Here is a 12,322-nt window from a genome sequence, read left to right as displayed (position 1 = left end):
GCGCTTTTGTCTTTACTTATAAGGCAAAAGCGCTTCTGTTTTTAAGCCGACCTCAAACTATAGTTTACTATAAACTATAGTTGTAGAAGAAGCAGAAATTATCGGAACTGAAAAACCGGTCAACGAATAACGAGTAACGAACAACGAAATTAAAGATGGCAACAGCTTTAAAAAATCTGAACGAGTACAACACCGCTACTTTTGCGGATATGTCTGATAAGAAATTCGGCATCGTAGTGGCCGAGTGGCACAAAGACATTACCGATGCCCTGAGCAATGGCGCTATCGAAACACTGTTGAAGCATGGCGCTCAGAAAGAGAACATCTTCCGCAACACCGTGCCAGGCAGTTTCGAGCTTACCTTAGGGGCCCAGTTTTTAGCGCAGCACGAAGAGATTGATGCCGTAATCTGTATAGGTGTGGTAATTAAAGGAGATACCAAGCACGACGATTACATTAACCACGCAGTGGCAAACGGACTAACCAATGTATCGCTGAAGTATAACAAGCCGGTAGCTTTTGGCCTGGTAACGACCAATAACCTGGAGCAGGCACTGGACAGAGCTGGTGGCAAACACGGCAACAAAGGAGTAGAGGCTGCGGCAGCCGTTATCCATATGCTAAGCTTCTAACTATAGTTGCAGCCCGCCTTAAGGTTGCGGTGCAGCTATGGAGCGGTTTTTGTAGTTAAGGTTTAAACATTAATGCGCTCCGTATTTATACTTAAAAAGCGTGCAATTTTAATGGAAGCCGCTGATAATGTGCATTAAAAAAACATTAAATAAGAGAGGATAGGTAGTAAAGAATAAATAATACTACTATTTTTGCACGAATTTTACTAAAATATGCTTTATACTATAAGCTTACTTGGCGAGTAAAGAGCAACTATAAAAACGAACCCCAAGCAAGTATATTTATACGATACGATGAATACGAACGAAGAAAAACAGCGCTACTCGAAAGAAGACCTACAGGAATTCGAAAACATCATCCTTGAGAAGCTGACGAACGCGAAAAAAGAGGTAACTTTTATAAAAGAAACCCTTAGCCGCCGCAACGATACCGGTACAGATAACACCGCATCGCCTACAAAAGTATTGGAAGATGGTGCTGATACGGCCGAAAAGGAAAGCTTAAACCAGTTGGCATCCCGCCAGATGAAGTTTATCCAGCAGTTGGAGAATGCGCTTATCCGTATTAAAAACGGTACTTACGGCGTTTGTATCGTTACTGGCAAGCTTATCCCGAAAGAGAGACTGCGCGCCGTGCCGCACACACAACATACTATCGAAGCTAAACTACAGCGTAACGACTAGAACTTTTACTTCTTGAATATCTTACAGCATCATATACAAGCACTGGTTTTCTGTGCGCAATCCCCTATCAGCATAGAGGAAATTCAGCGTTGCCTTACGGAGGCGCTGCAAATGGAAATTGCTGTTGGTGATGTGCTCGAAAGTATTGAGGCTATAAATGAACAGCTGAACGAGACCGGTTTTGCCTTCCAGATCTACGCGATCGGGGGCGGTTACCAGTTCCTTACCAAACCAGAGTACCAGGATACGGTAAGTGTTTACCTGAAACAGAAATCAAAGAAAAAATTGTCAGCGTCTGCACTCGAGACGCTGGCAATTATTGCCTACAAACAACCTATAACCCGTTCGGCAATGGAGCAGATACGTGGCGTAGGCTGCGATTATGCCGTCCAGAAACTGCTGGAAAAAGAGCTGATCGAAATTAAAGGAAAAGCAGATACTATAGGAAGGCCGGTACTTTACGGTACTTCGCAGAAGTTTATGGACTACTTCGGTATCAACCACATTAAAGACCTCCCACAGCTAAAAGATTTCGCTACCGAAGAAAACGTAATTGGCGAAATTGCAGATTAGCGAACCCACACAAGAGTAATACAAATTCAATTATACTGCACATAAAGGTACAGTAGCGATACTGCATCGAGTAACACAATAACAATGGCAAGAGATAACGAAAGACCTGCGCGCGACAACGACGGAGCAGGACGCAGAGATACTGGCAGAAATTATTCTGACAGACCAAACAACGACCGCGGCGAGAAGAAAATCTTTAACAGAAGAGATAAAAACGAAGGTGGCGAACGCCGTTCATTCGGCTCTGACCGTGGAGAGCGCAAACCTTACGGCGACCGCAAAGAAGGTGGAGAACGCAGATCGTTCGGTGACCGTCGTGAAGGCAGCGAAAGACGCAACTATAGCTCTGACCGCAGAGACGACCGACGCGAAGGCGGCGAGCGCAGAACATTTAACTCAGACAGACGCGATGACAACAGAGGTGGCGAACGCCGCTCTTTTGGCAACGACCGTCGTGAGGGTGGTGAAAGAAGATTTAACGCTGACCGTCCTAACAGGGCCGATCGTCGTTCATCCGAAGAAGGAGGTGAGCGCCGTAGCTTTGCCCCAAGACGCGAAGAAGGCGAAAAACGCACCTTTAATTCAGATAGAAGAGAAGGTGGTGAACGTCGCTCTTTTGATTCGGACCGTAGTGAGCGTAAGCCTTACGGCGATAGGAGAGAAGGTGGAGAACGCAGATCGTTTGGCGACAAGCGTGAAGGCGGAGAGCGCCGCTCTTTCAACAGCGACAGACGCGATGAAAGAAGAGGTGGTGAAGACAGAGGCGAACGTCGCTCATTTAATACTGACCGTGGTGAAAGAAAATCATTTAACCGTGAAGAAAGAGGCGAGCGCCGTAACTATAGTTCAGACAGAAACGAAGGCAGAGAGCGCCGTTCATTCGACTCTGACAGAAACGGTAACCGCGAAGACAGACCTGCAAGAGGTGGCGAGCGTAGCTTTAACTCCGACAGAAAGCCTTTCAAATCAGATCGTAATTCAAAGTTTGGCAACAAAGACCGCAGAACCAGCTACTCTAACCGTGAGGACTTCGGTGATCCGGAAACGCCTACTTACAACACCAAGCATTACGAGAATAACCCGCGCATCAAGAAAAGCAACCGCAAGGAGGAAGGCGAAGATGACGGAACAATCCGTTTGAACCGTTATATCGCCAACGCAGGTGTGTGTTCCCGTCGCGAAGCCGATACCCTGATCGAGTCTGGTGAAATTAAAGTGAATGGTGAAGTGGTAACCGAAATGGGCTTTAAAGTTCGTCCGGAAGACACAGTGCAGTATGGCAAAAAGCTGCTGAACCGCGAGAAACTGGTGTATGTACTGCTTAACAAGCCAAAAGATTTCCTGACAACCACAGACGACCCGGAAGGCCGCAAAACAGTAATGACCCTGGTAGAGAAAGCATCGAAAGAACGCATTTTCCCGGTTGGCCGACTGGATAGAAACACAACTGGCTTGTTACTTTTCACGAACGATGGCGAACTGGCTCAGAAACTGACACACCCATCAAACGGCGTGAAAAAGATTTACCAGGTAGAACTGGATAAGCCAATTACAAAAGAAGACTTCCTGAAAGTAGCGGAAGGTTTGGAATTAGAAGATGGCAAAGCAGAAGTGGATGATGTGGCTTTGATCGGTGATACTGGAAAGTTCCTGGGTCTGGAGATACACATTGGCCGCAACCGCATTGTACGTCGTATATTCGAACACCTGGGCTACGAAGTAGTAACGCTGGACAGAGTGCAGTATGCGGGTTTAACCAAAAAAGACCTGCCGCGCGGCAACTGGCGCTATCTTTCTGAGAAAGAGCTTATCCGTCTGAAATACTTTATGTAAGAATTATGCAGCGCATTGCGGTAGACGTAGGCAACACAGGCACCAAGTATGGCATCTTCGAAGGAAGTAACCTTATCAAACAGGGCTATTTCCAGGGATTGGAAAACATCCCGGCAGAGATAACTAACCATACTTTTGAAGATGCCATAGTTGCCAGCGTAGCCGCTGATGCTACAAACTATACTACAAGGCTGTCTGTAACCGGTAACACCATCATGTTATCGGCGCAGACAGCCTTGCCTGTTTTAAACAACTATAAAAACCCGCAAACGCTGGGCGCTGATAGGATTGCAGCAGCAGTAGGGGCACATTATTTTTTCCCGGGAAAGCATTGCCTGGTATTTGATGCTGGCACAGCTTTAACACACGAGTTTATAACTGCAGACGGAAGTTATATGGGCGGTGGCATTGCACCGGGCCTGCGCATGAAATTTAAAGCGCTGCATACTTTTACCCAAAGGCTGCCGTTAATAGACCAAATTCCTGATAAATTTCCACTTACCGGCCAGACTACAGAAGAATCTATTTTGAGTGGTGTTTTAGCGGGCACTGTAGCAGAACTGAACGGACTTATACAATTATATTCTGAAAAGGCGCCGGATTTGGTGGTTATACTTTGCGGTGGCGACGCAGGATTTTTTGAAAGTAACTTAAAAGGACGCATCTTTGTAATTCCTGAATTAGTCTTGATCGGGCTTCACAGAATTTTGACGTATAATGTATAAAACACTTCGCGCCCTGGTTTGCGCTGCTGTACTTTGCTTTTCGTATGGGGCACAGGCACAGACGATAGGCAATGCTCCATATTCACGCTACGGCTTAGGCGAGTACAACTATAACACAGGCAATATCCGGAATGCAGGTATGGCCAGCACAGGTATAGCAGCGGGTAACAGCTACCAGATAAATACAGCAAACCCATCGTTGCTGTATTACAACAGCCTTACAGCTTTTGAAATAGGAGTTGGCGGACAGATAAAAACGCTGCAAAACGCTACAAAATCGCAGACCAATGGTACGGCAAACCTCTCCACGGTTTCCCTTTCGGTGCCTATAGCAAAATTCTGGACCTCGGCCCTTAGCCTGCGCCCGTACTCCGATGTGTCGTATGATGTAACAACTACGTCCCGTCTAAACCCGCAGGCAACAGCAACAGAAGCTTACAAAGGCGAAGGCAGCATTTCAGAGCTATACTTTGGGCACGGCGTAAAAATAACTTCTGGCCTAACGATAGGTGCAAGCGCATCTTACCTATTTGGCCGCATCACAAAAGAGTCTGCCACCTCTATTAACGATACCGAAATACCTAACTCTTTTACAGAGCAGGTAGTGTATAGCGAGAAAACAAGATACAACGACCTGCTTTTCAGGGCTGGTGCCAACTACCGTAAGAAATTTGCTGATAAGTTATTTGTAAGTGCCGGTGCGGTATACACCTTTAAAACTGATCTGAATGCAGAACGCAATGGTGGTTTTGAACGCCGCAGCGCTTTTGGGCAGGTAATAGAGGATAGCCTGTATGCCGTTGATGCAAAAGGCGATGTAAATATACCATCCAGCTTTAGTGCCGGCATTAGTATAGACAATGGCTCTAACCTGACTTTTGCTGCCGATTATTACACCCAAAAATGGTCGGGCTTTAAAAACTTTACCGACGAGCAGGAACTGGTTGACAGCTACCGCGCAAGTGTAGGTGCAGAATATACTCCGGATGCAAATTCGGTGGGCAATTATTTTGAGCGCATAACGTATCGTGCCGGTTTATACTATGGCAATACACCATACGAGTTTAACAACGAACAAATAAAAGACAAAGGTATAACGATAGGTGCTACGTTGCCATTTGGGCGCTCTACCATTTACGATATGTACCAGCTTAACACTGCCTTTGGCTATGGTTTGCGTGGCACAACCGATAATGGCCTGGTGCAGGAAAAATATTTCCAGTTTAGTGTTGGGGTAACCGTAAACAGCCGCTGGTTTATAAAGCGCAGGCTGGAGTAAGCATTTTATAGTATAGCTATAACAGAGAAGGCCGTTGTAAAGCGGCCTTTCTTGTATTATAGGCTTACGTAAACAAGGGGTATGCACAATCACATAAAAATTGCTAAATTCACAGAAACCATATTTCCGGAGATGAAGATAAAAGCGTGGGTACATATGTTGCTGGCAACTATAGCTATAGTTGGGTTTGGCTGCCAGCAGGAACTGAAAGACCCCGACAAGGAAGTAAAGTATACTGGGCCCGTAATCGAGAACAAAGATGTATTTACACTTTACAGCGATTCGGCTAAGCTAATGATACGCCTGAAAGCACCCGTGCAACAGGAGTTTCAGGATGGCGATGGCGTGTTTCCGAAAGGGTTTTATGTAGAGTTCTTTCAGCAGGCTGGCCAGGTTACCTCAACTATGCGCGCCAACTATGGCAAGCAGGACAAAGGCCGCGAAATATACTATGCCCGGGGCGATGTACAAGTGCATAACATTGCAAAAGGCGAGAAACTGGAAACCGAGGAACTATACTGGGACAGGCGCCGCCGCAAGATCTATACCGATAAGTTTGTAAAGATCACGACCCCTAACCGCGTGGTTACCGGGCAAGGCCTGCGCTCCGACCAGAATTTCGAGAACTATACCATACAGAAAATAACAGGTGCATTTGACCTGGAAGAGTAATGAACCAAAAACTTTTGAATACCATTTTATTATCACTGGCTTTCGTGACCATTGTTATAGGCATACACCGCAGTATAGAAGATAAGGATATTGCCGGAAACTACTGGATATTCATGATCGCGCTGGTGCTTTTTATAGTTTACAGGCATCGCAAAAAGAATCTGAAGTCCTGAAGCCAGGATTGATATAAAATGATAGAACCCAATCAGATCATACTTTTAGTAATCGGGCTGCTGTTGTCTGCTTTCTTTTCAGGCATCGAGATCGCGTTTATGTCGGCTAATAAGCTGCAGATAGAGCTAAGCGAAAAGAATGGCGTCTTATCCGGGCGAATACTCTGGCATTTGCTGCAGCACCCTTCGCGGCTAATGGGCACGGCCCTTATCGGTAACACGCTGGCACTTGTGCTTTATGGGTTTGCCATTGCCGGGCTCATCCATACCTTGCTGTCCCAAATCTTTCCGGAGCAGCTGCAGTTCGACCTGCTTATAGTTGTGATTCAGGTAATGGTGGCATCGGTAGTGGTGCTTTTAACTGCAGAATTTTTACCTCGCAGCCTTTTTGTTATCAACCCCAACCGCATGCTGCAGGTACTGGCGTTGCCTATACTTGTGTTTTATTACCTGTTGTACCCGGTCGTTTATCTTATAGTTAGCCTAAGCAAAGTAGTAGCTGAAAAGCTTTTTAAGATAGAATTTCCGGACCAGAAGCCAGTTTTTGGGTTTACCGACCTGAACGCCTATATCAAAAACCGCCTGTACCACCCTGAGCAGCAAAACGCACCCGAAGTAGACTCCGAGATTTTCCATAATGCACTGGAGTTTAAAAAGGTAAAAGTGCGCGAGTGCATGGTGCCCCGTACCGAAATTGAAGCCGTAGAAGTGGACGATTCGGTAGAACTGCTGCGTAAGACTTTTATAGAAACAGGCCACTCCAAAATACTGGTTTACCGCGATAACATCGACAACATAATAGGCTATTGCCACCAGTTAGATATGTTTAAGCAGCCAGCTCATATTGCCGATATACTTGCGCCCGTAAGCCTGGTGCCGGAAACTATGCTGGCCAGCGAGCTTTTTGTACGCTTTGTATCAGAGCACCGGAGCGTGGCCGTGATACTGGATGAGTTTGGCGGAACAGCCGGCATAGTTACGGTTGAAGATGTGATAGAAGAGATTTTCGGGGAGATTGAGGACGAATATGACATGGATGATTCGCTGGAGCAGGTATACCCGGAAAAAGGCATTTATGTGCTGAGCGCCCGTCTGGAAATTGATTACCTGAACGACAAGTATGAACTGGGCCTGCCGGAAGGCGATTACGAGACCCTGGGAGGCTTTATATTTTCGGAGGTAGGCGAAATTCCATCCCCCGGCGATGTGGTGTCCCGGCCTCCGTTCCGGATTACTGTATTATCTATGGATGAGAACCGGATTAACACAGTACGTCTGGTAAAAACTCCAGATTATCAGGCAGAACCGAAACAGTAAACAGAATTGCATAAAATTTTGAATTTTAGCGCGATTAACCTTATTTTGCACAATCCTTTTTATAAGTTAAATAGATAATGGCATTAATTAACAAGATTAGAGAGAAGTCTGGTTGGGCGGTAGGCGCCATTGCCATCGGGCTTGGCATATTTGTAGTGGGCGGCGACCTGCTTGGGCCAAACTCAAGGCTTCTTGGAAACGACGCCAACGAGATTGGTGAAATAGCTGGTGAAACAATTGAATACCAGGAGTTTGATGAGGTATTTCAGCAAATGAAGACCAATTACGAAAATCAGTCAGGTAGGGCCGCAAACGAAGGCGAACTTGCCATGATGCGTGAGCAGGCCTGGAACCAGCTGATCTTTAAAATTGCCTTAGAGAAAGAATACGAGCGCCTTGGCATTGAAGTATCAGATGAAGAGATGGCTGATATGGTGCAGGGTAATAACATACACCCGGCTGTAAAGCAGGCATTCACTAACCCACAGACCGGTGAGTTTGACCGTGCGCAGGTTATCCAGTACCTGCAGAACATGGACCAGATGGGGCCTGAAGCCAGACCAATGTGGGCTAACTTTGAGCAGGGCGTATTAACGGACCGTATCCGTACTAAGTATAGCAACCTGCTTAGCAAGTCGGTTTACGTAACTACAGCCGAAGCCAAAAACTACTTTAACGCGCAGAATGCCATGGCTTCTGTAAAAGTATTGTATGTGCCTTACTTCACAATTTCTGACTCTTCGGTTTCAGTAACAGATGCACAGCTGAAGGATTTTTATGAGCGCAACAAAGAGCTTTATAAAGTAGAGGATGGCCGTAACATAGAGTATGTAAGCATACCGGTAACGGCCTCGCAGGAAGATAACAAGTCGTATGAAGAAGAGATGGCAAATGCCGCAAAGCAATTTGCAACAGCTACTAACGACTCTGCTTTTGTTAATGCCAATTCTGACACGCCATTTAACGGTACTTACCTAACACCGGGCGAACTGCCTGAGAAGCTTCGTAACGTAACCCTGGAAGAAGGTAAAGTATACGGACCTTATACTACTGCTGAGAGCTACTCACTTTACAAGGTAATTGATATTAAAGATGGTGGTAAGAGCGCTGCTAAAGCAAGCCACATCCTGATAAAGCCTGAAAACGATACGCCGGAAGCAAAAGCTGCTGCTAAAGCTAAAGCTGCCGACATCTTAAGTCAGATACAGAAAGGTGCTGATTTTGCCCAGATGGCTGCGCAGCACGGTACAGATGGTACTGCCTCTGTAGGTGGTGATTTAGGTTGGTTCCAGTCGGGCCAGATGGTGCCTGCTTTTGAGAAAGCTGTATTTGGTGCTACCTCAGCAGGTTTATTGCCTGAGCTGGTAGAAACAGAATATGGTTACCACATTGTAAAAATTACTGCTCCTAAAACCAGCCGCTCTTACAAAATTGCTGCTATAGAGCGTGCCATCGAGCCAAGCGAGTCTACCCGTGATGCAGCTTATGCCGTGGCCGATGAGCTTTCTGGTACAAGCGGTAGCTTAGAGGAGTTCCAGGCGAACGTTGCTAAGAACAAAGCGCTTGTGAAGCAGGAAGTAAAAGAGATCGGTAAGAACAACATTATTGCCGGTGCCCTAAACAATGCACGTGAGCTTGTACGCTGGACATATGCTAAAGACACTGAAATAGGCGATGTATCTCCGGTATTTGAGATAGAAGACCAGTTTGTGGTAGCCGTACTTACAGGCAAGCGCGAAAAAGGTTATGCCAAAGTAGAGGATATCAAAGATGAGCTGACAGCCGCTGTTCGTAACGAACTGAAAGCAAAACAGATCATCGAGAAGATACAGAAAACAAAAGGCAACGTAGACCAGATGGCTGCGGCTTATGGCCCGGATGCAATGGTAAGAACTGCTGATGATGTAACATTTGCTGCCGGAACTATACCTGGCATTGGCCTGGAGCCGGTTGCAGTTGGTAAAACTTTTGGCCTTAAGCCAGGTAGCCGTACTGCTCCGTTTGAAGGTAACGGTGGTGTAATTGTAGTGGAGCTAAACAACATTACAAAAGCGCCTGAAGTAAAAGACCTATCGGGTGTGAAGCTGCAATTGGTTAACCAGCGTGCTGCAAACACTGAAGGTCAGGCATTCGAAGCCATCAAAGAAAAATCGAACATTACAGATAACCGCGTTAAGTTCTTCTAAGCCCCGGTACAGAAGTATAAAAAGAGCCACTCCCCACAGAGTGGCTCTTTTGTTTTTATAGGATTGCATGTTTATAAATGATAACTTATAGTTGTAGATGCCTGTAGGTAACTATAAACCTGTGCAGCATTTTCCAGTCGCGGTTATACTTGCTTTTGAAATGTGTTCCTGAGAGCGGGCGTGGTATCAACTATAGTTAACTTCAGTAATAGAAACACAAAAAGCTTCTATATCAAATTCAGGCAGATTCTCGTTTTAGGTAAACCCATGGCCCCATTCAAAAAAATATACCTGCTGATACTCTGCTTAACTATAGTTACAACTATAGCACAGGCACAAACGCAGGAGTTAGAGCTTGCCCGCGAATATTTCAGTAAAGGAGAATACCAGAAAGCCGAAGCACTTTACGAAAAGCTGATAAACGACAAACGCCTGTTCTCGCTTACTTACCCCGATTACCTGAAAACGCTGCTTGCTCTCCGAAACTATAAAGATGCCGAAAAGCTGGTAAAGCGAAGTATAAAACAAAACCCGGGCAACTATAACTTTGAAGTAGATTTAGGAATTGTTTACCAGGCCGAGGGAAACAAAGCAGCCGCAGAAAAGCAGTTTAATAAGATCATTCAGCAAATGCCTGCGGAAGCAACTATAGGTGTGGCCAGTGCTTTTATCCAGAACGAACTATACGATTATGCCGAAAAAGCCTATCTGCGTAGCCGTGAGCTTACCAAAAACCCGATCGAAAATAACCGCGCCCTGATAGCCCTTTATACTTATCGCCAAAAAAATACGGCCCTGATACCCGAAGTGCTGAACCTGCTGCAGGAGAATGAAGGGGAGATAGGCTATGTGCAAAACATGCTACAGAACAGTCTTCGGGATGATAAAGCCTTGGATGCGCTTGAGAAAGAGCTGATTATGCGCGTGCAGCAATACCCGGATAAAGTATCCTACAACGAACTGCTGATCTGGTTATATGTGCAGCGACTGGACTTTTATGGAGCACTGATGCAGGCGCGGGCTGTAGACAAACGCACCCGCAGCGGGGGAGCCCGGGTAATGGAGCTCGGAATGATAAGTGCCAAAAACAAAGACTATAAAAGCGCTATCGAAGCATTTGAGTACATTGTTACAGAGTACCCGTCGGGGCCATATTATTTGGTAGCACGGCAGCGCCTGATAAATGCCCGCGAAGAGCAGGTGCAAAATACGTTTCCGGTTGATAAAGAAAAGATACGTGCCCTGATTGCAGACTATGATGCCCTGCTGACAGAAGTTGGTCGTAACGCCGCTACCGTAGAAGTGTTGCAACACATGGCTAACCTATATGCTTTTCACCTGGATGATAAAGATAAAGCCATAGAACTGTTGCAGGAAGCCATTGCCATGCCGCGAGCCAACGCCAACCTGGTAGCCGAGAGTAAACTAACCTTAGGAGACATCTATTTGCTTAAAGGAGAACCATGGGAAGCAACGCTGCTCTATGCACAAGTAGAGAAATCGCATAAAGATACCCCGATAGGCTACGATGCTAAGTTGCGCAATGCCAGGCTCAGTTACTTTAAAGGAGATTTTGAACTGGCACAAGCCCACCTGGACATCCTGAAACTGGCCACCAGCCGCGAAATTGCCAACGATGCCATGGATCTTAGCCTGCTCATAACCGACAATACCGGCTTGGACACCTCTACAACAGCTATGGAAGAATATGCTGCCATAGAATTGCTTGTGTTCCAGAATAAGCTGCAGCAAGCCCTCACCAGTTTAGATGCCATGCTGAAAAAATATCCCGGCCATAGTTTAACAGATGAGATATACTTTCAGAAAGCCAGCATACAGGAGCGGATGGGTAATTTTACGGAAGCAGTTGCCAGTTTGCAGCACATAGTTGGTAATCTGCAATACGACATTTTAAGCGACGATGCCCTGTTTAAGATGGCCTACATTTACGAAGAGAACCTGAAAGACACCACCAAAGCACAACAATTATACAACGACCTTTTGGCAAAGCACCAGGGTAGCATTTTCGTAGCCGAAGCCCGTAAACGTTTCCGGAAATTGCGAGGAGATGCCGTTAATTAATGAAGCTATAGTTTTATAGTTATTGTTTTACCTCACCCCAGCCCTCTCCTAACAGGAGAGGGAGTTTCTACCTTTGTTATAGTTGATGCTATAGTTCTATAGTTACAGCCTTTGAAGCGGACAGGTCGCGACCTGTCCCTACGAAATTATTACCACGATCAATTTC

At 45.9% G+C, this 12,322-nt stretch carries 11 protein-coding genes; all 11 read left to right on the top strand.

Annotation, left to right across the window (positions count from 1 at the left end):
- Positions 1-155: 155 nt before the first annotated feature.
- The 11 genes from ribH (at position 156) to GWO68_RS02710 (ending at position 12,156) form a co-directional block, all read left to right on the top strand.
- Complete coding sequence (ribH, locus tag GWO68_RS02760; protein WP_162344884.1) at positions 156-632, top strand: 6,7-dimethyl-8-ribityllumazine synthase; 477 nt, start codon at positions 156-158, stop codon at positions 630-632.
- 294 nt (positions 633-926) lie between these two features.
- The gene (locus GWO68_RS02755) at positions 927-1,316 is read left to right on the top strand and encodes a TraR/DksA family transcriptional regulator (protein WP_162344883.1); all 390 of its coding nucleotides are present in this window, start codon (positions 927-929) and stop codon (positions 1,314-1,316) included.
- A 12-nt stretch (positions 1,317-1,328) separates the two neighbouring features.
- The gene (gene scpB, locus GWO68_RS02750) at positions 1,329-1,889 is read left to right on the top strand and encodes an SMC-Scp complex subunit ScpB (RefSeq protein ID WP_162344882.1); all 561 of its coding nucleotides are present in this window, start codon (positions 1,329-1,331) and stop codon (positions 1,887-1,889) included.
- Between the two features lie 84 nt (positions 1,890-1,973).
- Positions 1,974-3,722, top strand: a complete 1,749-nt coding sequence (locus GWO68_RS02745; protein WP_162344881.1) for a pseudouridine synthase — start codon at positions 1,974-1,976, stop codon at positions 3,720-3,722.
- Positions 3,723-3,727: 5 nt separating this feature from the next.
- Positions 3,728-4,447: a type III pantothenate kinase gene (locus GWO68_RS02740; RefSeq protein ID WP_162344880.1), complete on the top strand. Its 720-nt coding sequence runs from the start codon at positions 3,728-3,730 to the stop codon at positions 4,445-4,447.
- Entirely contained in the window at positions 4,440-5,726 is a 1,287-nt protein-coding gene (locus tag GWO68_RS02735) for an OmpP1/FadL family transporter (protein WP_162344879.1), read from the top strand. Before GWO68_RS02740 ends, GWO68_RS02735 begins: the two co-directional genes overlap by 8 nt.
- 81 nt (positions 5,727-5,807) lie before the next feature.
- The gene (gene lptC / locus GWO68_RS02730; protein ID WP_235941915.1) at positions 5,808-6,398 is read left to right on the top strand and encodes an LPS export ABC transporter periplasmic protein LptC; all 591 of its coding nucleotides are present in this window, start codon (positions 5,808-5,810) and stop codon (positions 6,396-6,398) included.
- Between the two features lie 14 nt (positions 6,399-6,412).
- On the top strand, positions 6,413-6,571 hold the full coding sequence (locus GWO68_RS02725; protein ID WP_162344878.1) for a hypothetical protein: 159 nt from the start codon (positions 6,413-6,415) through the stop codon (positions 6,569-6,571).
- Positions 6,572-6,589: 18 nt separating this feature from the next.
- Entirely contained in the window at positions 6,590-7,888 is a 1,299-nt protein-coding gene (locus tag GWO68_RS02720; RefSeq protein WP_162344877.1) for a hemolysin family protein, read from the top strand.
- Positions 7,889-7,965: 77 nt separating this feature from the next.
- Complete coding sequence (locus tag GWO68_RS02715) at positions 7,966-10,074, top strand: peptidylprolyl isomerase (protein ID WP_162344876.1); 2,109 nt, start codon at positions 7,966-7,968, stop codon at positions 10,072-10,074.
- Positions 10,075-10,341: 267 nt separating this feature from the next.
- Complete coding sequence (locus GWO68_RS02710) at positions 10,342-12,156, top strand: tetratricopeptide repeat protein (protein WP_162344875.1); 1,815 nt, start codon at positions 10,342-10,344, stop codon at positions 12,154-12,156.
- The last annotated feature ends 166 nt before the right edge of the window (positions 12,157-12,322 follow it).

The sequence above is a fragment of the Pontibacter fetidus genome, from assembly GCF_010119545.1.
Lineage (GTDB): Bacteria > Bacteroidota > Bacteroidia > Cytophagales > Hymenobacteraceae > Pontibacter > Pontibacter fetidus.
Note: the sequence above shows the minus strand (reverse complement) of the source record. Positions and strands in the feature narration are given on the sequence as shown.